This window comes from Pseudomonas sp. MPR-R2A5 (assembly GCF_058793055.1).
Window position 1 is genome coordinate 1 of the sequence record NZ_JBXAFK010000005.1, and the last position, 22767, is coordinate 22767.

19 protein-coding genes are annotated in these 22767 nt (G+C 60.7%); 3 read left to right on the forward strand and 16 right to left on the reverse strand.

All coding sequences use genetic code 11. The features are described 5' to 3' along the window. Window positions 1-201 precede the first annotated feature (201 nt). From AC1Q6I_RS05225 to AC1Q6I_RS05235, 3 genes are all read right to left on the reverse strand, one after another. Window positions 202-1815: an NAD(P)/FAD-dependent oxidoreductase gene (locus tag AC1Q6I_RS05225; RefSeq protein ID WP_102624941.1), complete on the reverse strand. Its 1614-nt coding sequence runs from the start codon at window positions 1813-1815 to the stop codon at window positions 202-204. A 106-nt stretch (window positions 1816-1921) separates the two neighbouring features. Further along, complete coding sequence (locus AC1Q6I_RS05230) at window positions 1922-2593, reverse strand: COG3650 family protein (protein WP_024073880.1); 672 nt, start codon at window positions 2591-2593, stop codon at window positions 1922-1924. A 96-nt stretch (window positions 2594-2689) separates the two neighbouring features. Further along, complete coding sequence (locus AC1Q6I_RS05235; protein WP_069075403.1) at window positions 2690-3289, reverse strand: short chain dehydrogenase; 600 nt, start codon at window positions 3287-3289, stop codon at window positions 2690-2692. A 104-nt stretch (window positions 3290-3393) separates the two neighbouring features. Between AC1Q6I_RS05235 and AC1Q6I_RS05240 the strand changes: the two genes are divergently transcribed. Continuing rightward, entirely contained in the window at window positions 3394-4302 is a 909-nt protein-coding gene (locus AC1Q6I_RS05240) for a LysR family transcriptional regulator (RefSeq protein ID WP_069075404.1), read from the forward strand. On the opposite strand, the gene AC1Q6I_RS05245 is transcribed toward AC1Q6I_RS05240, so the two are convergent. The 9 genes from AC1Q6I_RS05245 to AC1Q6I_RS05285 form a co-directional block, all read right to left on the reverse strand. Beyond that, window positions 4299-4784, reverse strand: a complete 486-nt coding sequence (locus AC1Q6I_RS05245; RefSeq protein WP_069075405.1) for a DoxX family protein — start codon at window positions 4782-4784, stop codon at window positions 4299-4301. The two genes, AC1Q6I_RS05240 and AC1Q6I_RS05245, sit on opposite strands and share 4 nt — an antisense overlap. Beyond that, window positions 4781-5557, reverse strand: coding sequence for an HvfC/BufC N-terminal domain-containing protein (locus AC1Q6I_RS05250; RefSeq protein ID WP_102624940.1), 777 nt, complete (start codon window positions 5555-5557; stop codon window positions 4781-4783). The genes AC1Q6I_RS05245 and AC1Q6I_RS05250 overlap by 4 nt, the downstream gene beginning before the upstream one ends. Beyond that, window positions 5554-6432 (reverse strand): MNIO family bufferin maturase, encoded by an 879-nt coding sequence (gene bufB / locus AC1Q6I_RS05255; protein WP_024073885.1) that lies wholly within the window; start codon window positions 6430-6432, stop codon window positions 5554-5556. Before bufB ends, AC1Q6I_RS05250 begins: the two co-directional genes overlap by 4 nt. Before the next feature lie 22 nt (window positions 6433-6454). Further along, entirely contained in the window at window positions 6455-6751 is a 297-nt protein-coding gene (locus tag AC1Q6I_RS05260) for a BufA1 family periplasmic bufferin-type metallophore (protein WP_102624939.1), read from the reverse strand. Window positions 6752-6985: 234 nt separating this feature from the next. Continuing rightward, the gene (locus tag AC1Q6I_RS05265) at window positions 6986-7687 is read right to left on the reverse strand and encodes an ABC transporter ATP-binding protein (RefSeq protein ID WP_017844798.1); all 702 of its coding nucleotides are present in this window, start codon (window positions 7685-7687) and stop codon (window positions 6986-6988) included. A gap of 1 nt (window position 7688) precedes the next feature. Further along, complete coding sequence (gene livG / locus AC1Q6I_RS05270; protein WP_016975067.1) at window positions 7689-8456, reverse strand: high-affinity branched-chain amino acid ABC transporter ATP-binding protein LivG; 768 nt, start codon at window positions 8454-8456, stop codon at window positions 7689-7691. Continuing rightward, on the reverse strand, window positions 8453-9706 hold the full coding sequence (locus tag AC1Q6I_RS05275) for a high-affinity branched-chain amino acid ABC transporter permease LivM (protein ID WP_024073887.1): 1254 nt from the start codon (window positions 9704-9706) through the stop codon (window positions 8453-8455). The genes livG and AC1Q6I_RS05275 overlap by 4 nt, the downstream gene beginning before the upstream one ends. Continuing rightward, window positions 9703-10626: a high-affinity branched-chain amino acid ABC transporter permease LivH gene (gene livH, locus AC1Q6I_RS05280; RefSeq protein ID WP_003172375.1), complete on the reverse strand. Its 924-nt coding sequence runs from the start codon at window positions 10624-10626 to the stop codon at window positions 9703-9705. The genes AC1Q6I_RS05275 and livH overlap by 4 nt, the downstream gene beginning before the upstream one ends. A 228-nt stretch (window positions 10627-10854) precedes the next feature. Continuing rightward, the gene (locus tag AC1Q6I_RS05285) at window positions 10855-11982 is read right to left on the reverse strand and encodes a branched-chain amino acid ABC transporter substrate-binding protein (protein WP_024073888.1); all 1128 of its coding nucleotides are present in this window, start codon (window positions 11980-11982) and stop codon (window positions 10855-10857) included. 340 nt (window positions 11983-12322) lie between these two features. On the opposite strand from AC1Q6I_RS05285, the gene AC1Q6I_RS05290 reads away from it, so the two are divergent. Next, window positions 12323-12625 carry a DUF2288 domain-containing protein gene (locus AC1Q6I_RS05290; protein ID WP_024073889.1) on the forward strand — a complete coding sequence of 101 codons (303 nt, stop codon included), beginning with the start codon at window positions 12323-12325 and terminating at the stop codon, window positions 12623-12625. A 221-nt stretch (window positions 12626-12846) separates the two neighbouring features. Here the strand turns inward: AC1Q6I_RS05290 and AC1Q6I_RS05295 are convergent, their stop codons facing one another. The 3 genes from AC1Q6I_RS05295 to AC1Q6I_RS05305 form a co-directional block, all read right to left on the reverse strand. Further along, the gene (locus AC1Q6I_RS05295) at window positions 12847-15024 is read right to left on the reverse strand and encodes a hypothetical protein (RefSeq protein ID WP_069075407.1); all 2178 of its coding nucleotides are present in this window, start codon (window positions 15022-15024) and stop codon (window positions 12847-12849) included. Between the two features lie 204 nt (window positions 15025-15228). Continuing rightward, window positions 15229-17493: a putative bifunctional diguanylate cyclase/phosphodiesterase gene (locus AC1Q6I_RS05300; RefSeq protein ID WP_024073892.1), complete on the reverse strand. Its 2265-nt coding sequence runs from the start codon at window positions 17491-17493 to the stop codon at window positions 15229-15231. A gap of 138 nt (window positions 17494-17631) precedes the next feature. Further along, window positions 17632-18000 carry a YkgJ family cysteine cluster protein gene (locus AC1Q6I_RS05305; protein WP_102624938.1) on the reverse strand — a complete coding sequence of 123 codons (369 nt, stop codon included), beginning with the start codon at window positions 17998-18000 and terminating at the stop codon, window positions 17632-17634. Window positions 18001-18253: 253 nt separating this feature from the next. On the opposite strand from AC1Q6I_RS05305, the gene AC1Q6I_RS05310 reads away from it, so the two are divergent. After that, window positions 18254-19600: a spinster family MFS transporter gene (locus AC1Q6I_RS05310; protein WP_069075410.1), complete on the forward strand. Its 1347-nt coding sequence runs from the start codon at window positions 18254-18256 to the stop codon at window positions 19598-19600. Window positions 19601-19771: 171 nt separating this feature from the next. Here the strand turns inward: AC1Q6I_RS05310 and rapA are convergent, their stop codons facing one another. Continuing rightward, window positions 19772-22618 carry an RNA polymerase-associated protein RapA gene (gene rapA, locus AC1Q6I_RS05315; protein ID WP_102624937.1) on the reverse strand — a complete coding sequence of 949 codons (2847 nt, stop codon included), beginning with the start codon at window positions 22616-22618 and terminating at the stop codon, window positions 19772-19774. Window positions 22619-22767: the final 149 nt, after the last annotated feature.

Here is a 22767-nt window from a genome sequence, read left to right on the forward strand (position 1 = left end):
GAGCGGGCTTGCCCCGCGTTGGGCTGCGAAGCGGCCCCAATAAGGCCGCCGCGTTTATCCAGGCATATTAAATCGCCTGGTTTCGGGGCCGCTTCGCGCCCCAACGCGGGGCAAGCCCGCTCGCCACAACAAGCCAGCCCGCCACAACAAGCCCCCTTGCCACAGGGGGCCAGTTTGCTAGAGGTCGTGGGTGCGGTGTTCTCAGGCTTCGATGCCGAGCATATCCCGCGCCAACGCCTCGGCAATCCGAATCCCATCAACCCCTGCCGACAGAATCCCGCCCGCATAGCCAGCGCCTTCACCGGCCGGGAACAGGCCTTTGACGTTCAAGCTCTGCATCGATTCGTTACGGGTAATCCGCAGCGGCGATGAGGTGCGGGTCTCGATGCCGGTCAGGACTGCATCGTGCAGCGAATAGCCCTTGATCTGCTTTTCAAAGGCTGGCAACGCTTCGCGGATCGCTTCGATGGCGAAGTCCGGCAAGGCCAGGGCCAGGTCGCCCAGGCGCACGCCTGGCTTGTAGGAGGGTTCCACACTGCCAAGCGCGGTGGACGGCTTGCCAGCGATGAAATCACCCACCAGTTGTGCCGGTGCCTCGTAGTTGCTGCCGCCCAGGATGTAGGCGTGGGACTCCAGGCGCTCCTGCAACTCGATACCGGCCAGCGGGCCACCGGGGTAGTCCACCTCCGGCGTGATACCGACGACGATGCCGGAGTTGGCATTGCGCTCGTTACGCGAGTACTGGCTCATGCCATTGGTGACCACGCGATTCGGCTCGGAGGTGGCGGCCACCACCGTACCCCCCGGGCACATGCAGAAGCTGTAGACCGAGCGGCCGTTCCTGGCGTGGTGCACCAGCTTGTAGTCGGCGGCGCCGAGTTTCGGATGCCCGGCGTATTTGCCCAGGCGTGCGGCGTCGATCAACGATTGCGGGTGTTCGATACGGAAGCCGACCGAGAACGGCTTGGCCTCCATATACACGCCCCGGTCATGCAGCATGCGGAAGGTGTCACGGGCGCTGTGGCCAAGGGCGAGAATCACATGCTTGGACAGGATCTGTTCGCCGCCATCGATGACCACCCCGTTCAGCTGGCCGTCTTCGATCAGCACGTCGGTGACCCGCTGTTCGAAGCCCACCTCACCGCCAAGGGCAATGATCTGCTCACGCATGTTTTCCACGACGCCGGTCAGGCGGAAGGTGCCGATATGCGGCTTGCTGACATAGAGGATTTCTTCCGGGGCACCGGCCTTGACGAACTCGTGCAGTACCTTGCGACCGTGGAATTTCGGGTCCTTGATCTGGCTGTAGAGCTTGCCATCGGAAAAGGTCCCGGCGCCGCCTTCGCCGAACTGCACGTTGGACTCAGGGTTGAGCACGCTTTTACGCCACAGACCCCAGGTGTCCTTGGTGCGTTGGCGCACTTCCTTGCCGCGTTCGAGGATGATCGGCTTGAAGCCCATCTGCGCCAGCAACAGCCCGGCGAAGATACCGCACGGGCCGAAGCCGACGACGATAGGACGCTCGCTCAAGCCTTCCGGCGCACGGCCCACCACCTTGTAGCTGACGTCCGGCGCCGGGTTGACGTTGCGGTCATCGGCGAACTTGAGCAGCAGGGCTGCTTCGCCCTTTACGTTCAGGTCGATGGTGTAGATGAAGCACAGCTCCGACGATTTCTTGCGGGCGTCGTAGCTGCGCTTGAACAGGGTGAAATCGAGCAGGTCATCACTGGCGATGCCCAGGCGCTGCACGATGGCGGGCCGCAGGTCTTCTTCGGGATGGTCGATGGGCAGCTTGAGTTCGGTGATTCGTAACATGACAGGATCCGGTGTGCGGCGTTTGGTGGGGCCGGCGGTTTTGCAAACCGGCGATTATAAGCCCCAACCGAGGTTTCCCGTCATGTTAAAACAGCGCAGGCGCCAATCAATCGTCGCGCGAACCGCCGAAAGCCGCGCAGCCGCGCTGCACTTGACCGTTGATCCGCAATTCGGCGGTCATGTGTTGCAGGCTGCCGCTGACGCTGTCGATACAGCGTTGCGGGGCGACCCACAGTTCGATGTGTTGGTTATTGGCTTCGGTCATCAGGTTGAAACGGCCGTCCCCCAATTGCTCTTCGACATAAGGCACCGCGAGAGGCGGCTGGCCTTCGCGCTCCAGCACCATGCCCTTGGCCGTGACGTTCATTGCCCAGGCCGGCTTATGGCCGTTTGCCCGCAGGATCATGCGCTTGAAGTCCGGGTCGTTGCAGGCCGATGTCGAGCGCTCGACGCGATACAACTGTTGCAGGTCCACCGAGCCCTGGGTGCCGCTGGCGACGCCGGAGAACTTGCCGCGCAAATCGGCAAACAGTGCGCCTTGCTGGCCGGCCAGGGAAGCGGCTTCCTGCAGGACACTGGTGCCGCCGGTGTCGTTGACGACGTAATCGCGTTGGTCGTTGCAAGGCTTGAACAGCAGTTTGCCGCCGACGGCGGTCAATTCGCCCTGCATACGGGTCAGCCCGGCGGTAGAGGGCTTGGCGGGCTCGCTTTCGAACATCTGGCAGGCGGCAAACAGGGGGAGCAAGGCAAATAAAGCAAAGGTACGGGCGGCACGCATTATCGGGTCTCCTGACAAGTGCCGCCACGTTACGCAGGCTGGCGATGCATCACAAGCCCGCGGCCCAGGTTCAGGCAATTCTTACAACGTGCCGATTCAGCCCACGATAAAGGTTTGGCCGGTCTGTAACCCTTCAACGCTTTTCGCGTAGGCCAACGCCACATCCGCGCCCGGCGCCGGTTTATAGCCACGGAAATACGGCGCGTAGCTGCCCATGGCTTCCAGCAGTACGGTCGGGCTGACGGAATTGATGCGCAGGCCACGCGGCAACTCGATGGCTGCCGCTTTGACAAAGGCGTCGATGGCACCGTTGACCAGCGCCGCCGAGGCGCCCGTGCGGATCGGATCGCGGTTGAGAATGCCGCTGGTAAAGGTGAAAGAGGCGCCATCGTTGGCGTACTCGCGGCCGATCAGCAGCAGGTTGACCTGCCCCATCAGCTTGTCGCGCAGGCCCAGTTCAAAATCGGTTTCGCTCATCTCGCCCAGCGCTGCAAAGGTGACGCTGCCTGCGGCACATACCAGGGCGTCGAACTTGCCGGTCTGTTTGAACAGCGCGCGGATCGAGGCGCTGTCGCTGATGTCCACCCGGAAGTCACCGCTGTTGCGACCGATGCTGATCACCTCGTGTCGCTGCGCCAGCTCTGCCTTGATTGCTGAGCCGACCGTGCCGCTGGCACCAATCAATAGGATTTTCATCGTGCGGTTCCTCCAGGGGGTAAGTGAAGGTTCAGTCTAGGCTGGCTTTTGAGGTGGATAAACGTGCTAATAGGCAACCTTTGGTTTTCAAATGGAAACAATCCATGAGTGAGATGGATGACCTGGCCGCCTTTGCGGCGTTGATCGAGGCCGGCAGTTTCACCGTGGCGGCGGAGCAGTTGGGTTGCAGCAAGGGGCAACTGTCCAAGCGCATCAGCCAGTTGGAAGCGCAGTTTGCGGTGATATTGCTGCACCGCACCACGCGCAAGCTGAGCCTCACTGCCGCCGGCGCAGCGTTGTTGCCCCAGGCCCAGGCATTAGTGGTACAGGTGGATCGCGCCCGCCAGGCGCTGGCCCGGCTCAAGGACGATCTGTCGGGGCCTGTGCGTATGACGGTGCCGGTGTCGTTGGGCGAAACGTTCTTCGATGGCCTGTTATTGGAGTTTTCCAAGCAGTACCCACAGGTGCAGATTGAGCTGGAACTCAACAATAGCTACCGGGATTTGGCGCGGGACGGTTTTGACCTGGGCGTGCGCTCGGGGGCGATCGAACATGAGCGCCTGGTGGCCAAGCCGCTGCTGGCCTGGCATGAGATGACCTGCGCGAGCCCGGCCTACCTGGAGCAGCACGGCGAACCCCTGACCCCGGCGGACCTGGCCGCGCACAGCTGTTTGCTCAACAGTCACTACAGTGGCCGTGAAGAGTGGTTGTACCACCAGCAGCACGAATTGCTGCGGGTCCGCGTGAGCGGCACCTTCGCCTCCAACCATTACAACCTGTTGAAAAAGGCCGCACTGGTGGGGGCCGGTATCGCCCGCCTGCCGTCCTATGTATTACCCGCGGAACTGGCTGACGGTCGATTACGCTGGCTCCTGCGCGATTATCAGACACGCAGCCTGCCGATGTACCTGGTCCACCCCTACCAAGGTGGCCTGCCACGCCGAACCCAGGTCTTGGCCGACTACCTTGTGGACTGGTTCAAGCGCAGTGGCGAGGCCCTGGATCGCCTCTAGCGATAGCGACGGGCGACCAGGTGATCGATGGACAGTCTGCCTGGCCCTTTGGCGACCAACAGTAGCAGCAGCGCGAGCCAGGTGCCGTGGGTGGGGTAGGCGTCGGGGTAGACGAACAGTTGGATGGTCAGGGTCATGCCGATCAGGGCCAGGGCCGAGAAGCGTGTGGCGAACCCGACCAGGATCAGCACCGGGAAGAAGTGCTCGGCAAATGCCGCCAGATGCGCCGCCACTTCCGGCGACAACAGGGGCAGTGCGTATTCAGTGCGAAACAGCGGCAATGTCGAGGCTGCCAGTTTCGGTGCACCGAATTGAAAAGTGCCGCTGACCAGGTCAATGGCAAAGCCTTCGACCTTGGTTTGCCCCGACTTCCAGAACACCGCTGCTATGGAGAAACGCGCGATAAAGGCGATCAGGCTGTAGGGGATTTGTTCGAACAGATGGACGGCCTGTTTGATCAGGCGCGCAGCGCTGGTGTTCATGGCGATACCTTGTGTTCTATGTGCAGGTGAGTGATGGCCTGGTGGCTGATCAGCAGCGACAGGCATTGGTGCAGGTCGAATTCGGCCGAGGCATCGAGGGCCTCTGCCACGGCCCTTTGCAGCCCTGTGCCGTGCTGCAGGCTGTTGATAAATGCCACCGAGCCGCTGTCGATGGCGAAGACCTTGACCTCCAGCCCTTGGCGCAGGACCAGGGCGCTTTGGGCATGCCAGGGGTTCAAGGAGGCGATGGCGCCCTCGGCCTGGTGCGCCGCCCATACCGCCACGACGGCGTAGGGGGAGGTCAACGTGGAGACGGACGGGTGCAGTTGCAGGCGTAACTGCCCCAGGTCTGTTCGTCCCTGCAGTTGCCCGATAACTGCCTGTGAGTCCAACGGTTCGGTGTCTGCCACGTGATAAGCGCGAACCCGCAGGCGTTCCAGTCGCGCGATATCCGCCAGGTAAGGCACGCTCGCCGCAGGTTCGAAACCCTCGATAAAACCGGCCAGTGTGCCGCCATATTCGCTGATCAGCGGACTGTCGGGAGGGCATGCCTGGACGTAGAGGCCAGCCATGGCACGGAAAAAAGCATCGCCCACCAGTTGCGCCGTCACCGGATACGCGGTGGCCAATGCCTGGATCAATGAGCTGTGGACGTTGTTGCGATACACCGCAAAACGGCTGCCCGGGTCGGCGCCGTTGCTGCTGAACAGGCCGTCAGGGCAGGCAGGCTCAGGTGCCAGCAGGGCGGTGGTGAATGCATCGTGGAGGCTCATGGGGTCACCTGCGACAGATGCCATTGGGCCTGTTGCGCTTCAGCCATCAGCCTGTTGAAGGCCGGTACCTGGTGGTCCCGCTCGATCAACGTGGCGACCGGGCCGGTGCGTGCCAGTACCTGTTCGTACAACTGCCAAACGGCGTTATCGATGGGAGCGCCGTGATCATCGATCAGCAGTCGGTCACCCAGGCTGTCGGTGTCTTCGGCAAAACCGGCCAGGTGAATCTCGCCAACCGCCTGCAAGGGCAGGGCGTCGATATAGGCTTGCGGGTCACGTTGATGGTTGATGCACGACACGTAGGCGTTGTTGACGTCGAGCAGCAGGCCGCAACCGGTGCGGCGGATGATTTCGCTGATGAAGTCCGTCTCGTCCAGGGTTGAGCGCTGGAACTGCAGGTAGGTCGACGGATTCTCCAGCAACATCGGGCGCTTGAGCGCACTTTGCACGTGGTCCACGTGTTCGCACACCCTGTTCAAGGTCGCGACGTCGTAGGCCAGGGGCAGCAGGTCATTGAGAAACACCGGGCCGTGGCTCGACCAGGCCAGGTGTTCGGAGAACGAGTGGGGTTGATAGCGTTCGATCAGTTTGGCCAACCGCGCCAGGTGTTCACGGTTGAGTGGGCTTTCGCCGCCAATGGACAGACCCACGCCATGCAGCGACAACGGGTACCGCTCGCGGATCAGGCCCAGGTAGTGATGAAAAGGACCGCCGGCCACCATGTAGTTTTCGGCGTGTACTTCAAAGAAACCGATATCGGGAGAGGTCTCGAGCACTTCGATGAAATGCTCGTTTTTCAGCCCCAGCCCGACCCGCGGCGGAAGGCCGGGCACCTGAGCCAGTGAGACCGTTTGCAAGGATGAAAGCGTCATCATCAGTACTCAGGCTGGGCGGGGATCAGGACTTGGCGGTGAAGGCGGCTTCCTGGCCGAAACCGGTCGGCGAGGTGGAGCTGTGGGTTTGGGTGCAGGTACCGGCGGGGACCAGTCTCCAGGCGTTGGCCTGGTCCTTGGTTTTTGAAGTGCCGGCGCAGGAAGTACCGGCGCCGGCGGCGCAATCGTTCTTGCCGGCTTCGGCGACGCCGAAGCATTTCTGCATGTCGTCGGCAGCGTGGGCGGTGGTGGTCAGGGCAGACAGGCTCAAGGCCGAGCCCAGGGCGAGGACGAGGGTAGCGGCGGACAGTTTGGTCGTCATGGTGGATCTCCAGCAGTAGGTTGAGGAGCGGGCTTGAATGCCTGCTTGCACCACTAGAGGCGGGAGGACGATGTTCGTTACAAGGCCAGAGGAAATAATTTCAAACACTGCAAAAAAATGTGGGAGGGGCGGTGCGACGATTCGACTTGCTCCCGATGGCGGCACATCAGTCACATTCTCTGTGCCTGACACACTGCTATCGGGAGCAAGCCCCTCCCACATTGCAACCGGGTGTTAACCGCCCAGGTACGCCTCGCGAACCTTTGGATCGGTCAGCAACTGTTCACCCGTGCCTTGCATCACCACCCGACCGTTTTCCAGCACATAGGCGCGGTCAGCGATTTTCAGCGCCTGGTTGGCGTTCTGTTCTACCAGGAACACCGTCACTCCGTCCTTGCGCAGCTGTTCGATGATGTCGAAGATCTGCTGGATGATGATCGGGGCCAGGCCGAGGGAGGGCTCGTCAAGCAGCAACAGCTTGGGTTTGCTCATCAGCGCCCGGCCGATGGCAAGCATTTGCTGCTCGCCGCCGGACATGGTGCCGCCACGCTGGCTGAAACGCTCCTTGAGCCGGGGGAACAGGTGCAGCACCTTGTCCATCTGCTCCTGGTAGTCGCCCTTGTCGGTAAAGAACCCGCCCATGGCCAGGTTTTCCTCCACGGTCAGGCGCGAAAACACCCGTCGGCCTTCCGGCACCACGGCAATGCTCTTGCGCATGATGTGTGACGACTGCTGGCCCACCAGTTCCTCACCCATGTAGCGGATGCTGCCGCTATGGGCCTGGGGCGAACCGCACAGGGTCATCAGCAAGGTCGACTTGCCAGCACCGTTGGCGCCGATCAGCGTCACGATCTCACCCTGTCGCACTTCCACGTTGACGCTGTGCAGGGCCTGGATCTTGCCGTAGAAAGTGGAAACGTTTTCGAATTGCAGCATTTTACGCTTCCCCCAGATAGGCTTTGATCACTTCAGGATTGTCGCGGATCTGCTCCGGCGTCCCGTCGGCCAGGGGCGTGCCCTGGTTGATCACCACGATATGGTCGGAAATGCTCATGACCAGTTTCATGTCGTGTTCGATCAACAGCACCGTGGCGTTGTTTTCCTCACGCAACACGCTGATCAGCGCCTTGAGGTCTTCGGTTTCCTTGGGGTTCAGGCCGGCGGCCGGTTCGTCGAGCATGAGGATCCGCGGGCGGGTCATCATGCAGCGGGCGATTTCCAGGCGACGTTGCTGACCATAGGCCAGGGTGCCGGCAGGCCGGTTGGCGAACTCGGTGAGGTTGACCTTGTCCAGCCAGTACTCGGCGTACTCCATGGCCTCGCGCTCGCTCTTGCGGAACGCCGGGGTCTTGAACAGGCCTGCGAAGAAGTTGGTGTTCAGGTGACGGTGCTGGGCGATCAACAGGTTCTCGACCGCCGTCATGTCCTTGAACAACCGCACGTTCTGGAACGTGCGCACCACACCCTTGCGGGCAATTTCGTGACCGGCCAGGCCCTGGATCGGCTGGCCGTCCAGCAGGATGCTGCCACCACTGGGCTTGTAGAAGCCGGTGAGGCAGTTGAACACCGTGGTCTTGCCGGCACCGTTGGGGCCGATCAACGCCACGACCTGTTTCTCTTTCACGGTCAAGGCGACGCCATTGACCGCCAGCAAGCCGCCGAAGCGCATGCTCAAGTTTTCGACTTTCAGGATCTCGCGGCTCATTTGCGCAGCTCCATGTGTGGACGTTGCATGGGCAGCAGACCCTGAGGGCGCCAGATCATCATCAGCACCATCAAGGCGCCGAACATCAACATGCGGTATTCGCTGAACTCACGCATCATTTCCGGCAGCAGGATCATCACGATCGCGGCCAGGATCACGCCCAACTGCGAGCCCATGCCACCCAATACCACGATGGCGAGGATGATCGCCGACTCGATAAAGGTGAATGACTCCGGGGTCACCAGGCCTTGGCGAGCGGCGAAGAAACTGCCGGCGAAACCGGCGAATGCAGCGCCCAGGGTGAACGCGGAGAGCTTGATGATGGTTGGGTTCAGGCCCAGGGCACGACAGGCGATTTCATCTTCGCGCAGGGCTTCCCAGGCGCGGCCGATCGGCATGCGCAGCAGGCGGTTGATCACGAACAGCGCAGCCAGGGCCAGCAACAGGGCAACCAGGTACAGGAATACCACCTTGCTCACCGGGTTGTAGTCGATCCCGAAGTACTCATGGAAGGTCTGCATGCCTTCGGCGGCGGTACGGTCGAACGACAACCCGAAGAACGTTGGCTTGGGGATGCTGCTGATACCGTTGGGGCCACCGGTGATGTCGGTGAGGTTACGCAGGAACAGACGGATGATTTCCCCGAAGCCCAGGGTCACGATCGCCAGGTAGTCACCGCGCAGGCGCAACACCGGGAAACCCAGCAGGAAGCCGAACGTCGCGGCCGCCATGCCGGCCAGGGGCAGGCAGATCCAGAAGCTCCAGCCCAGGTAGTGCGACAGCAGCGCGTAGGTATAGGCACCCACGGCATAGAAGCCCACATAACCCAGGTCGAGCAGGCCGGCGAGGCCCACCACGATATTCAGGCCCAGGCCCAGCAACACGTAGATCAGGATCAGCGTGGCGATGTCGACCGCACCGCGTGAACCGAAGAACGGCCAGATCAACGCGGCCACGATCAGGCCGATGATGATGTAGCGCTGGGTGCGCGGCAGGGTGAGGAACTGGCTGACCTTGGGTGAAACCAACGGGCCACGGTTGCCTTTGAACAGGGCGCCGACTTGCTGGGTAAACAGCACGCGCAGGAACATCAGCACCGAGCACAGGGCGATGATGGTCAGGGTCACGGGGCCAGTGCCATGCACTTCCAGGTTGATGCCGACAATGCTCAGCTTGAGGCCGAGTACCGGAAAGGCAACCGCCCATACCAACAAGGCGCTGAAAAACGCCGATTTAAGATATCTGCTCATACTTTCTCAACCTCCGGACGGCCCAGGATGCCGGTCGGACGGAACAACAGCACCAGAACCAACAGGCCGAACGCCACGACGTCCTTGTACTGGTCGCCGAAGATATCGGCGCCAAACGCTTCGGCCACACCCAGCACCAGGCCACCGAGCATCGCGCCCGGGATACTGCCGATGCCGCCCAGGACCGCCGCGGTGAAGGCCTTGAGGCCCACCAGGAAACCGGCGTTGGGGTTGATCACGCCGTACTGCATGCTCAGCAACACGGCCGCGACAGCTGCCAGCGCGGCACCGATCACGAAGGTCAGGGCAATGATGTTGTTGGTGTTGATGCCCAGCAGGTTGGCCATCTTGATGTCTTCGGCACAGGCCCGGCAGGCGCGCCCCAGACGGGAGCGAGAGATGAACAGGGTCAGGCCCAGCATGGCCACCAGAGTGACCACGAAGACCAGGATCTGCATGTAGGAAATCAGGACTTCTTCCGCGCCACCCGGGCCGAAGGAGAAGCTCCCCGGGATCAGGTTGGGGATGGATTTATCCTTGGAGTCCTGGGACAGCAATACGGTGTTTTGCAGGAAAATCGACATGCCGATGGCGGAAATCAACGGGATCAAACGGTTGCTGCCCCGCAAGGGACGGTAGGCGACCCGCTCGATACTGTAGCCATAGGCACTGGTTACGACGATCGACGCAAGGAATGCAGCGGTCATCAACAGCGGCAGTGAGTGGATACCCATCATGGCCAGCCCGGCAAGGGCGATGAAGGCCACGTAGGAGCCAATCATGTATACCTCGCCATGGGCGAAGTTGATCATTCCAATGATGCCGTAAACCATTGTGTAGCCAATGGCTATCAAGGCATAGGTGCTGCCAATGGTCAGGCCATTAACCAGCTGTTGGAAAAAATGATAGATCTCAGGCATTACAACGCTCCTAAAAACCCGATACGCATTTCACTGGTGGAGTCATGTTCCGGCCCTGTGCTGTGTTCTGTGAGCACATTTGCACAAAGCGTTTGCCAGCGAACCGCTGGTGACGGTTTTAAGATTTTCAGGTGAGCCAGCGCCCGGATCGCGGGTGACAGGCCCATAAACCTCGTAAAACAAAGCCCACTGCTCTCACAGTGGGCTTGTTGACCAGTAACGCCTGGCTTACTGAGGGGAAACTTCGGTTTTTGGTTTACCGAAGTGCCATTCGTAGACCACGAACTTGAAGTCCTTCAGGTCGCCCTTGGCGTCGAAGCTCAGGTCGCCGGTAGGGGTCTTGAAGGTGCCCGCGTGGATGGCGGCTGCCACTTTGGCGGTGTCTTCGCTCTTCGCGGCAGCGATACCGCCAGCGATGACTTCAACAGCGGAGTAGGCCGGGAACACGAATGGGCCACTCGGGTCCTGCTTCTTCTCGGTGAACTTCTCGACGATGGCTTTGTTGGCCGGGTCGGCGTCGAAGGATTTCGGCAGGGTGACCAGCAGGCCTTCGGAGGCGCCTTGGGCGATTTGCGAGATGGAGTCGTTGCCGACGCCTTCTGGGCCCATGAACTTGGCGTTCAGGCCTTTTTCCTTGGACTGGCGCAGGATCAGGCCCAGCTCTGGGTGGTAGCCGCCGTAGTAGACGAAGTCGACGTTGGCTTGCTTGAGCTTCTGGATGATCGAGGAGAAGTCTTTGTCGCCGGCGTTCAGGCCTTCGAAGACGGCAACTTTTACGCCTTTCTTCTCGAGGGTCTGTTTGACGGCGGTGGCGATGCCTTCACCGTATTGCTGCTTGTCGTGCAGCACGGCAACGATTTTCGGCTTCACGTGGTCGGCGATGTAGTTGCCAGCCGCTGGGCCTTGGGCGCTGTCCAGGCCGATGGTGCGGAAGATCAGCTTGTAGCCACGGGCGGTGATTTCCGGGCTGGTGGCAGCCGGGGTAATCATGATCACGCCTTCATCTTCATAGATGTCGGACGCTGGTTGAGTGGAGCTGGAGCAAAGGTGGCCGACCACGAACTTGACGCCGTCGTTGACCACTTTGTTGGCTACGGCAACGGCTTGTTTAGGGTCGCAGGCGTCGTCGTATTCCTTGGCTTCCAGCAATTTGCCGTCTACACCGCCTTTGGCGTTGATGTCTTCGATGGCTTGTTTGGCGCCCATGAACTGCATGTCGCCGTACTGGGTCACAGGGCCGGTTTTAGGGCCGGCAATACCGATCTTGATGGTGTCAGCTGCGAACGAATGGCCGGCAACCCCAGCCAGGACCATAGCGGCAAACAGTTTGGAAATCTGCTTAGTAGCCTTATTCATAGTGCTCCACTCTTACTGTTGTATTTTTTATAGTTCTAGCGGCCTTGTGAGCTGCTGAACCGGATCAGATATCTCGGATATCCCCCCGGCAGTGCCCTGGCAACTGTACCGGTACAGTGTAGAGCGCCGGTTGATCGCTTGAAAAGCTGGCTGCTGGGGGCAAAACCCGGACGTGTCGCTTAAATGAAAGAAAAAGACAGAATTGCGGCGGGGTGATGCCAGAGTCTCGGGCAATCCTTGGCTTTCCTGACAGTTTCAATCGTTGACTCATTTGCAACTGGGTTTTTCTACAAGAGCCGCGACGTTATGATTGCGCCGATTTTTACTCAGGTGAACTCCCATGACGCAAGAACCTAGCACCCTCTATGCCAAGCTGCTCGGTGAAACCGCCGAAATTTCCTGGAAGGAGCTTGAACCGTTCTTTGCCAAGGGTGCCCTATTGTGGGTCGACGCCAGCGTGGATTTGATCGAGGCGGCCGAAGGCATGGCCGAGGATAATCGTGACAAAGTCGCTGCCTGGCTGGCCTCGGGGAGCCTGGGCGAGGTGTCTGCGACGCGGGCACTGGACCTGGTGGAGCGTGATCCGAGCCTGTGGGCCGTGGTGGTATCGCCGTGGATTCTGATCCAGGAAAGGGCAGCGTAAGAAAAGGTTGCACCGAAAAGGTGCGTCTTTTGTGCCCGCCTAAGTGTGTAGCGGAGTAACCGCCGGGCCGGTGATGGCATCTTGCCGTAGAGAAAGGTCACAGGTGAGGGTGACGTGCGCGTCATGGGAACAGTTTTGCGGGGGCTGAAACGCCGTAGGAATTGTTTCCGGGTGTGAGTCGATCAGGGTGGCGAGGGAGCAGGCTCCCTCGCCACACCAGCCTAGCCAGTCTTGCCGGTATGGTTATTCAGCGAGATCACCTTGGTCTTGCCGATCCGGTGACGGTAGATCTCACGCAAATACTTGATCGCCTTCTTCACGCAATCCCGTGACAGGCGAATGTCATTGATCGAGACAAACTTGTCTTTGTCATTGATCAGCTCCCGGTACTTCTTCTCGTACATCGGCTTGATCGCGTACCAGTTGGTATCGAGGATCTTCGCCGGGTTTTCAAACTCGTTGAGCAGTTGATCGATCCGGTCTTCGTCGAAATCCTCGTGGATGATGAAGTCCAGGATCGAGTTGTCCAGCGTGTCATCGAAACGGTACGGGTTACGCGCAAAGCAGCGTTTGATAAACGCCACGATCAGCGTCAGGAAGTCATCCGACAGGCACGGGCTCTTGGCGATCAGGGTGGTCAGCGACAGGTTCGCCGAGGCGCCGATTACCAGTGCGTAGCGTTTCAGGGTGGTGTTGGGGAACAGGCTGTTGAGGTGGGTCTTGAGCCGGTTCAGGTCCATGTAGGACAGCTTGTAGTCCTTGGGCAGCGAGACGATGGACACCACCGACGAGCAGTTCTTGAAGAAGTGCAGGTCATGCAGCGCCGCCGCGTCGTAGCCGGAGTTCTTGTACTGCTCCAAGGAGGCCTTGTAGCGCTTGGACTCGATCGGCAGCAGGCTGATGCCTTCGATGGCCTGGGTGACCTTGTTGAAGTGCGGCAGGTCGATCGAGCGGAAGAACAGGTCGTCGATGTTCAGGCGCTGCGGCTCTTTTTCGAAGACCTTGAACTTGTCATTCGACGGCGCCGGCGTTTCCGGGACCACCGATTCGGCGTAGGCAATCGCCACCGGCCCGGCCAGGCTCATGAACAGGTCGTTGGCGTCGAGGCGGATAGTCTCGCCAATGTCGATGCCGGCACGACGGAAGTAGTTCTGGTCGTAGTCGGTGGTCACCGCCTGGGCGGTCAGGATGTTGAAGATCTGCTGGGAGATGTACTGGTTGGCGTGTTTTTCCATGGCATTGACGTCAATGTTCTGGATATTGCCGTCGTCGCTCTCTTCGGCGTAACGCATGATGTCGTTGGAGATCAGCATCATCGCGTTCCAAGGGCGAATACGCCCCTTCACACTGGCTTCGCTGCTGTCTTCATTGTCGAAGTTGTATGAGAAGTCCCATTCTTCCGACAGGTACTTGCACAGCAGTCGCCCAGCGTTGATATGCAGCGCCTCGGACATTTCGCTGCGGTGGTCGGAAATATTCGGCAGCACACAGATGCCGCTGGTGAAGATCGGCTCGAAGACAAAGGCGTGGCCGCTCTTGCTGTCGTGTTCGTCGGCAGGCTTGGTGTCGAACGTCTTGTTCATGTACGAGTGTTGCTGGGCCAGGCCGAATTCGGACGCCATGCCCGAGCCGGTACCACCGCCAGCGCTGAAGATCGAGAAGTACAGGCGCGATTGGTTGGCCTTGATGCCACAGGAGTCGATGAGGTACGAGTGGATCATCTTCCAATCGGGGCTGGAAAAGCGCTGGGTGTCTTTATTAAGGATGATCTTGGCCAGGTATTGGCCAAGGATCGGCGCGTTACCGGCGCCACCGGCATGGACTTCCGAGAGGTCCATGATTTTCATCTTGCTGTAGTCGCGCAGAAAGCCGCTTTTCTCGCCCTTGCGTGAGAAACGGATGCGCCCGGCGATGTCCTTGTCCAAGTCACCCAGCATCACCAGCGGCTCCACCAGGAACACGGGTTTGCTGGCCTTGCCGCCGCCCAGGCGCAGGTTGTTGCGGATCCATTGGGCCGGGCTGTAGCCCTTGTCGAGGGTTTTATCTTCGGTACTGAATTCGTTCAGGTAGAACTTGCGCGCGTTGTACACCAGTTCCGCCACGTCCAATGCGATGTTCGAACCGCAGCGGCCCAGGCCGATCAGGCACACCGACGGGAATTCCTGCTCGCTGTGTGGCTCGCCGTCGCCTTCCAGGTGGGGTGGCCGCGGGAACACCATGTCGCGCAGGCCATCGAGGTTATCGAGGATGCGGTCGGTATTGGTTTCGGTGAAGTACAAGTATTGCTGGGCGGCCAGCGGGCGGGCGCTGCTCAATGACTTTGAGCCTGGGTTTTTTTCCGCAGGGGCTGTCGGCAACACGTCGGAGACCACGGTGGCAGGGTTATTTTTAGAAGTCATTGGGCGCCATGTACCTGGACGGACGGCTGAAAAATATCAAATAGCCATCAATGAATGAGAGTTCGCGACTTTGCAGTGCGTCCTTATCCGGTGTAGTCGGGTTTAACCCTAGTTTTTTAAGGGAAATCCTGGCCGGACTCTGATTAATCGGCCGTTTGTCGGCGTTCTTTAGGTAAGTGATGGCGAAATGCCAAAGAATCGGCGTCATCGGATTGGCCTGATGACCGAGGTGGAGCCGGTACGAGCGGTGGCGGGATCCTTCGGCGATGGCGTGTCCTTGGCGCCGGCAACACTGAAGGGGGAGAGCGGAGTGCGCCTGTGGATACCTTGGATGACCCCGATGATATCGCGGGCAGGCACCGCCGGACTCAGCAGGTAGCCTTGGATGAAGTCACAGCCATGCTTGAGCAGCAGTTCGAATTGCGCCTGGGTTTCCACCCCTTCGGTCACGACCTGCAGGTGCAGGGTGTGGGCCATGCCGATAATGGCCTGGACGATTTCGATATCGGCGTTGGACTTGGGGATGTCCTGGATGAACGAGCGGTCAATCTTCAAGGTGTTGAGCGGCAGGCGCTTGAGATAGGCGAGGGAAGAATAGCCGGTGCCGAAGTCATCGATGGCCAGGGACACACCCAGGGCGCGGATCTGTCGCAACAGTGCCAGGGTGCTGCTGATATTGCCCATCAATGCATTTTCGGTGACTTCCAGTTCCAGGCGGTTGGCGGCGATCCCGCTGAACCGCAGGGCATCTTCGATTTCATCGGCCAGCTCATCACGTGTCAGGTTCAAGGCTGAGCAGTTCACGGCCATGGTCAGCTCGGCGTAACCCTTGTCCGACAACAGGCTCAAGTCGTGGCAGGCCTGGCGCAGTACCCAGTGGTCCAGTTCGGCAATCAGCCCGTTGCTTTCGGCAATGCCGATAAAGCGCTCGGGTGTCAGCAAACCGTGTTGTGGGTGCTGCCAGCGTACCAAGGCTTCCAGGCGGGTGACCTTGCCCCGTTTCATGTCGAAAATCGGTTGGTAGAACAGCACCAGTTCGTTGCGGGCACGCAGGGCAGCGCGCAACTGTTCTTCCAGTTGCAGTTCGAGGAAGGCGCGGGTCTTCAGGTTGGAGCTGAAGAAGTTCAGGCTGTTACGGCCTGAATCCTTGGATTGGTACAGCGCCAGGTCGGCGGTTTTCAGCAGTTCTTCGCAGGTCAGTCCGTCGTCGGGAAACAGGCTGATACCGATGCTGGTGGTCATCACCATGCGCCTGCCGGCGAGTTCGACGGGCTCTTTCATTTTTTGCATGATGCGCTGGGCCAAATGCTGCGCTTCGTCGCGGTGGTGGATGTTGATGAGGATGCAGAACTCATCGCCGCCAAACCGCGCGACCACATCGGCGTGGCTGCGCACCGAGCTCTTGATATGCCCGGCCAGTACGCTGAGCAACTGGTCGCCCGCGTCATGCCCGAGGCTGTCATTGATGCGCTTGAAATGGTCGATATCGAGGAAAATTACCGCCAACATGCCGTCGTGAGCGGTTTTTTCCGCGAGTTTCTCCGCGAAAATCTGATTGAAGCCGCGGCGATTGAGCAGGCTGGTCAGCGCATCGTAATGGGCCACCTGTTGCAGCGAGGCGCGGGCCTGGTCCAGTTCGTCGAGCAGGGCGTTGACCCGGCGCAGGTCACGTTCCTTGTGTTGCAACTTCTTGTCCGCCAGGGCCGCGCTGATGCTGCTACCAATCACCAGCAGCGTGATCACCGCCACTGACAGGCCCAATTGGATGGGGTTATTGTCCAGCGGCAACGAAAGGTCGGCCCCGGCGGGTACCAGCATTTGCATGGCCGCCATGCCGGTGAAATGCATGCTCAGGATGCCGGTGCCCAGCATCAGGCTGGCGGCGTATTTGAGCAGTTGATGGAAGGTGCCCATGCCATTGCGCAGGCAGATCGACAGCAGCAACGCCGCGAGGCTCGCGGCAATGGCGATCCCTACCGAAGCCATGAACAGTCCCGGTTTGAAGTACAACTTGGCCTCGGAATCCATGGCCGACATGCCCACGTAGTGCATCAGCGCGATGCCCAGGCCCATCCAGACCGATGCCAGCAGGTACTGGTGAAGGCGCAGTTGCGCGTGACTGAGGGTTTGCATGGCGAACAGCGAGGCGATCAGGGCGATCACCAACGAGGCGAACGTCATGATCAGTTCGTAATGAATGGCAATGGGCGCCTGGAACGCCAGCATGCTGATGTAATGGGTAGACCAGATACCGCCCGCCAGGCAACCCGCGCCCAGCCAGCGCCAGTGGCGGCGGGCGGTGGGGTCTTCGACATGGCTGACACGTTCTGCCATGTCCAAGGTGCCGAAACCGGCCGCACAGGCGACCAGGTAGGCCAACAGCACCAGAAAGGGGTTATGGCTGCAATTGAGTAGTAGGTGCCCGTTCCCTGGAAGATCGATAAAAAAGTGCAGACCCAGCCATTCCATAGCGTGTCCTGTCATAGCGTCTCGTCACTGCCTACGGCGATGACCTATGAGGTCGAGTATAGAAGCCTCGCGGAATTTGCCATCAATAATGGCACTTTGCTTTGAATGATTTTGGCATGCCGTCCATAGCGTTTGATGCTAAGCGCTGATGGGCAACTCCAGCTCGAAGGGCGGTGCCTCCAGCGGTACCAGACCAAACGCGGCGCGGGCGGCGTCGCAATCGAGGTTTTGCACGCCTTGGTTCCACGACGAATCGAACTCACGGCACACGCTGGAGCGCTGCTCGTAGATCGTGCAACGGGTGGCCTGGCCCACTTCGCCCTCAAGGCTGCAGCAGCGTGCGGGTTTCTGGTCGGTACCGATCATCGCCACGCGCGTGGGGTTGATCTGGACCACCAGGTCATCGGGCACGGTGCCTCCTGACGAGGCGCACTCCCCCCAGAAGAAAGACACACGAAAGTGTGAACAACAGGCACCGCAATTCAGACACGGACTGGCTTCGGACATGGGCGTCATCGATTAGAAAGGGAAGTGGGGTTGTGACAGGAAGGCTCGCCATTCTAATCGTGCCGTGGCCATTGGGAAGAGGGGAGCGCGCTTATATTTTCCGTAGGGAAAGTCCCGTAGTTCCGGGTGAAATCATGCCCTATCAGCTTTACGAATCATTACAGACAACCGCGACGTGTCTGACTATGTTGCAGGGACCTGAGCAGGATGCATCGGGCATCGCAGCTCTCATAACAATAAAAGAGACGGACCCATGCAGAACTCGACCCAAGCGGAGAATGCCTGGCGCATTCTGTTCCTGCTGTTCCTCGCCAACCTGTTCAATTTCTTCGACCGCACCATTCCTGCGATCATCATCGAGCCGATCCGCATGGAATGGCACCTGAGCGACTTTCAGCTCGGCATCATCGGCACCGCCTTCACCATCGTCTACGCCATTGCCGGCCTGCCGCTCGGGCGCCTGGCCGACACCGGTTCACGCAGCAAACTCATGGGCTGGGGCCTGTTCGCCTGGAGCGGGCTGACGGCGATCAATGGCATGGTCGGCAGTTTTTGGACCTTCCTGCTGGTGCGCATGGGCATCGGTATCGGCGAAGCCAGTTATGCGCCGGCGGCCAACTCGCTGATTGGTGACCTGTTCCCGGCCCACCGCCGCGCACGGGCCATGGGGATCTTCATGCTGGGCCTGCCCTTGGGCCTGCTGCTGGCGTTCTTTACCATTGGCGCGATGGTCAAGGCGTTCGACAGTTGGCGTGCGCCGTTCTTTATCGCGGCGGTGCCGGGGCTGATCCTGGCGGTGTTCATGTTCTATATCAAGGAGCCCAAGCGCGGCGCGGCAGAAACCGTGCAGGTCTCCCAGGAACGCGTCGACCGCCCGATCCGCCGCGTGTTGGCGGTGCCGACCTTCCTCTGGCTGGTGCTGGCCGGGCTGTGCTTCAACTTCGCCACCTATGCCTGTAACTCATTCCTGGTGCCGATGCTGCAGCGCTATTTCCTCATGCCATTGCAGGAAGCGGCCGTTGCCACAGGGGTGATTGTCGGCGTCACCGGCTTGGTGGGCCTGACCTTGGGCGGCTGGATTGCCGACAAGATCCATCAGCGCATTGCCAATGGTCGCCTGCTGTTTGCCGCGTTCAGTTTGATCATCTCCACCGTCACCACCGCCTGGGCCTTGCATGCCGGGCGTATTGAAATCGGTGTGTTCGTCGCACTGTTCAGCGTGGGCTGGCTGTTTGCCTACAACTTCTATACCTGCGTGTACACGGCGATCCAGGACGTGGTCGAACCGCGCCTGCGGGCCACGGCGATGGCGCTGTTTTTCGCTGGGTTGTACCTGCTGGGCGGCGGCATGGGGCCGATTGTGGTGGGGGGCTTGTCCGATCACTTTGCGCATTCGGCGATGTATGCGGCGGGGGCCGAGCAGATGACTGAGGCTTACAAAGCGGTGGGGTTGCATGACGCCATGTATCTGATCCCGGTGGCGCTGTTCCTGACCATGCTGTTTCTGTTCCAGGCCTCGCGCAGTTTTGTGCGCGATGCCAAGCGGATGAAGGAGGGGTTGGCGGCGGTGGAGGTGCCGGCTGCTGCTGCGACGGCGTGAAACCGTGGTGACTCTATCGGGGGCAAGCCCCCTCCCACAGTTGACCGAGTTGGCTGATCAATGTGGGAGGGGGCTTGCCCCCGATGAGGCCCGCAAAGCCAAAGCTGTTCTCAAGTGAATAAAAAAGGCCCGCATTGCGCGGGCCTTCTATTTAGCAGGGCAGGGCAGCAATCAACCTGCCACCAACACCCGAATCGCTTCCAGTCGCAGCGCCGCCTTGTCGAGCATGGCCAGGCCTTGTTCGCGTTGCTGGCGCAGGGCAACCAGTTCGCTGTCACGCACGGTCGGGTTGACCGCTTGCAACGCGGTCAGGCGCGCCAGTTCTTCGTCGGTGTCCGCTGCCAGGCGGCGCTTGGCCTCGGCCACACGCTCGGCGTGGCGCGGGGTGATTTTCTCTTCACCGGCATTGATGCGTGGTGTGAGTTGGTCGCGCTGGGCCTGGACGAACTTGTTGGCGCTGGCTCGTGGCACGCTTTCGAGCTGGTCGTTCAGGGTTTCGAACGAGACGCGACCGGACAGGTCATTGCCGTTGGCGTCCAGCAGGCAGCGCAGCGCGGCCGGTGGCAGGTAGCGGCCCAGTTGCAGCGAGCGCGGGGCAACCACTTCGCTGACGTAGAGCAGCTCCAGCAGTACGGTGCCCGGCTTGAGCGCCTTGTTCTTGATCAGCGCCACGGCGGTGTTGCCCATGGAGCCGGACAGCACCAGGTCCATGCCGCCCTGCACCATCGGATGTTCCCAGGTGATGAATTGCATGTCTTCGCGTGACAGCGCCTGGTTGCGATCGTAGGTGATGGTCACGCCTTCGTCGTCGCCCAGGGGGAAGCTGGCGTCGAGCATTTTTTCGCTGGGCTTGAGGATCAGCGCGTTTTCCGAATGGTCTTCGCTGTCGATGCCGAACGCGTCGAACAGGGTTTCCATGTAGATCGGCAGGGCGAACTGGTCGTCTTGCTCAAGAATGGCCTCCACCAACGCATCGCCTTCACCCGCACCGCCGGAGTTGAGCTCCAGCAAGCGGTCGCGGCCGGTATGCAGTTCCTGCTCCAGGCGCTCGCGTTCGGCACGGGCCTCGTCGACCAGGGATTGCCATTCGCCATCGTCGGCGTTTTCCAGCAGCGGCAGCAGGCGCGGGCCGAACTGATGCTGCAAGGCGTTGCCGGTCGGGCAGGTGTTGAGGAAGGCGTTCAGTGCTTCGTGGTACCACTGGAACAGGCGCTCTTGCGGGCTGGTTTCCAGGTAGGGCACGTGCAACTCGATCACATGCTTCTGGCCGATCCGGTCCAGGCGGCCGATGCGCTGTTCGAGCAGGTCGGGGTGGGACGGCAGGTCGAACAGCACCAGGTGGTGGGAGAACTGGAAGTTGCGGCCTTCACTGCCGATCTCCGAGCAGATCAGCACCTGGGCGCCAAACTCTTCATCGGCGAAGTAGGCGGCGGCGCGGTCACGCTCGAGGATGTTCATGCCCTCGTGGAACACCGTGGCCGGGATGCCGGAGCGCACACGCAGGGCGTCTTCCAGGTCCATGGCGGTTTCGGCGTGGGCGCAGATCACCAGGACCTTGGTGCGCTTGAGCATTTTCAGTTGGTCGATCAGCCACTCGACCCGTGGGTCGAAACGCCACCAGCGGTTTTCTTCCTCGACGTCCGGCTGCGACTGGAAGCTGACTTCCGGGTACAGCTCGGCGTGTTCGCCCAGTGGCAATTTGAGGTATTCGTCCGGGTTCGGCAGCGGGTAGGCGTGCAGCTTGCGCTCCGGGAAACCTTGTACGGCGGCACGGGTGTTGCGGAACAACACGCGACCGGTGCCGTGGCGGTCGAGCAACTCGCGCACCAGGCGCGCGCTGGCTTCGGTGTCGCCATCGTTGACGGCGGTCAGCAGCGCTTCGCCTTCATTGCCGAGGAAACCCTGGATAGTCGTGTGCGCGGCCGGGGAGAGGCGGCCCTTGTCGAGCAGCTCCTGCACGGCTTCGGCCACCGGGCGATAGTTCTCGCTCTCGGCGCGGAAGGCCTGCAGGTCGTGGAAACGGTTCGGGTCGAGCAGGCGCAGGCGCGCGAAGTGGCTGTCCTGGCCCAGTTGTTCCGGGGTGGCGGTGAGCAGCAGCACACCGGGAATCACTTCGGCCAGTTGCTCGACCAGGCTGTATTCCGGGCTGGCCTTGTCTTCATGCCACACCAGGTGGTGGGCTTCGTCGACTACCAGCAGGTCCCAGCCGGCGGCGAACAGCGCGTCCTGGGCTTTCTCGTCGTCCACCAGCCACTCAAGGGCGACCAGGGCCAGTTGGGTGTCTTCGAACGGGTTGGCGGCATCGCTTTCGATAAAGCGTTCTTCGTCGAACAGCGCAACCTGCAGGTTGAAGCGGCGGCGCATTTCCACCAGCCACTGGTGCTGCAGGTTTTCCGGGACCAGGATCAGCACACGGTTGGCGCGGCCGGACAGCAGTTGGCGATGGATCACCAGGCCGGCTTCGATGGTCTTGCCCAGGCCCACTTCGTCGGCCAGCAGTACCCGCGGCGCGATACGGTCGGCGACTTCGCGGGCGATGTGCAATTGGTGGGCAATCGGCTGTGCACGTACGCCACCCAAGCCCCACAGGGAGGATTGCAGCTGGCGGCTGGTGTGTTCCAGGGTGTGGTAGCGCAGCGAGAACCAGGCCAGTGGGTCGATCTGCCCGGCGAACAGGCGATCGCTGGCCAGACGGAACTGGATGAAGTTCGACAGCTGGGTCTCCGGCAGGGTGACCTGTTCGTTCTGCCCATTGAGGCCGTGGTAGACCAGCAGGCCGTCGACGTCGTCGACTTCTTGCACGGTCATTTTCCAGCCTTCGAAATGGGTGATGCTGTCGCCCGGCGAGAACCTCACGCGGGTGAGGGGCGCATTCCGTAGCGCATACTGGCGCGTATCGCCAGTGGCCGGATAGAGCACGGTCAACAAGCGGCCGTCCTGTGCCAGAACGGTGCCTAACCCCAGCTCTGCTTCGCTGTCACTAATCCAGCGTTGCCCCGGTTGATACTGCTGCGCCATGCTGCCTGACTCCCGCCGTGAAAAAGCCGACTATCTTAACGGAACAAGGCCCTCATCCAAAGGACTCTGACAAAAACTACTGCGTTTGCACGGTGGTCCGCTGCTGAATCGACGGGTGGCGGGCACTTGCGAGTGTCGACTGGGTCACA

Bases quoted from the DNA above. Each gene is read 5' to 3' on its own strand.
- AC1Q6I_RS05225 (WP_102624941.1), bottom strand. From the start codon at position 1,815: ATGTTACGAATCACCGAACTCAAGCTGCCCATCGACCATCCCGAAGAA.
- AC1Q6I_RS05230 (WP_024073880.1), bottom strand. From the start codon at position 2,593: ATGCGTGCCGCCCGTACCTTTGCTTTATTTGCCTTGCTCCCCCTGTTT.
- AC1Q6I_RS05235 (WP_069075403.1), bottom strand. From the start codon at position 3,289: ATGAAAATCCTATTGATTGGTGCCAGCGGCACGGTCGGCTCAGCAATC.
- AC1Q6I_RS05240 (WP_069075404.1), top strand. From the start codon at position 3,394: ATGAGTGAGATGGATGACCTGGCCGCCTTTGCGGCGTTGATCGAGGCC.
- AC1Q6I_RS05245 (WP_069075405.1), bottom strand. From the start codon at position 4,784: ATGAACACCAGCGCTGCGCGCCTGATCAAACAGGCCGTCCATCTGTTC.
- AC1Q6I_RS05250 (WP_102624940.1), bottom strand. From the start codon at position 5,557: ATGAGCCTCCACGATGCATTCACCACCGCCCTGCTGGCACCTGAGCCT.
- bufB (WP_024073885.1), bottom strand. From the start codon at position 6,432: ATGATGACGCTTTCATCCTTGCAAACGGTCTCACTGGCTCAGGTGCCC.
- AC1Q6I_RS05260 (WP_102624939.1), bottom strand. From the start codon at position 6,751: ATGACGACCAAACTGTCCGCCGCTACCCTCGTCCTCGCCCTGGGCTCG.
- AC1Q6I_RS05265 (WP_017844798.1), bottom strand. From the start codon at position 7,687: ATGCTGCAATTCGAAAACGTTTCCACTTTCTACGGCAAGATCCAGGCC.
- livG (WP_016975067.1), bottom strand. From the start codon at position 8,456: ATGAGCCGCGAGATCCTGAAAGTCGAAAACTTGAGCATGCGCTTCGGC.
- AC1Q6I_RS05275 (WP_024073887.1), bottom strand. From the start codon at position 9,706: ATGAGCAGATATCTTAAATCGGCGTTTTTCAGCGCCTTGTTGGTATGG.
- livH (WP_003172375.1), bottom strand. From the start codon at position 10,626: ATGCCTGAGATCTATCATTTTTTCCAACAGCTGGTTAATGGCCTGACC.
- AC1Q6I_RS05285 (WP_024073888.1), bottom strand. From the start codon at position 11,982: ATGAATAAGGCTACTAAGCAGATTTCCAAACTGTTTGCCGCTATGGTC.
- AC1Q6I_RS05290 (WP_024073889.1), top strand. From the start codon at position 12,323: ATGACGCAAGAACCTAGCACCCTCTATGCCAAGCTGCTCGGTGAAACC.
- AC1Q6I_RS05295 (WP_069075407.1), bottom strand. From the start codon at position 15,024: ATGACTTCTAAAAATAACCCTGCCACCGTGGTCTCCGACGTGTTGCCG.
- AC1Q6I_RS05300 (WP_024073892.1), bottom strand. From the start codon at position 17,493: ATGGAATGGCTGGGTCTGCACTTTTTTATCGATCTTCCAGGGAACGGG.
- AC1Q6I_RS05305 (WP_102624938.1), bottom strand. From the start codon at position 18,000: ATGTCCGAAGCCAGTCCGTGTCTGAATTGCGGTGCCTGTTGTTCACAC.
- AC1Q6I_RS05310 (WP_069075410.1), top strand. From the start codon at position 18,254: ATGCAGAACTCGACCCAAGCGGAGAATGCCTGGCGCATTCTGTTCCTG.
- rapA (WP_102624937.1), bottom strand. From the start codon at position 22,618: ATGGCGCAGCAGTATCAACCGGGGCAACGCTGGATTAGTGACAGCGAA.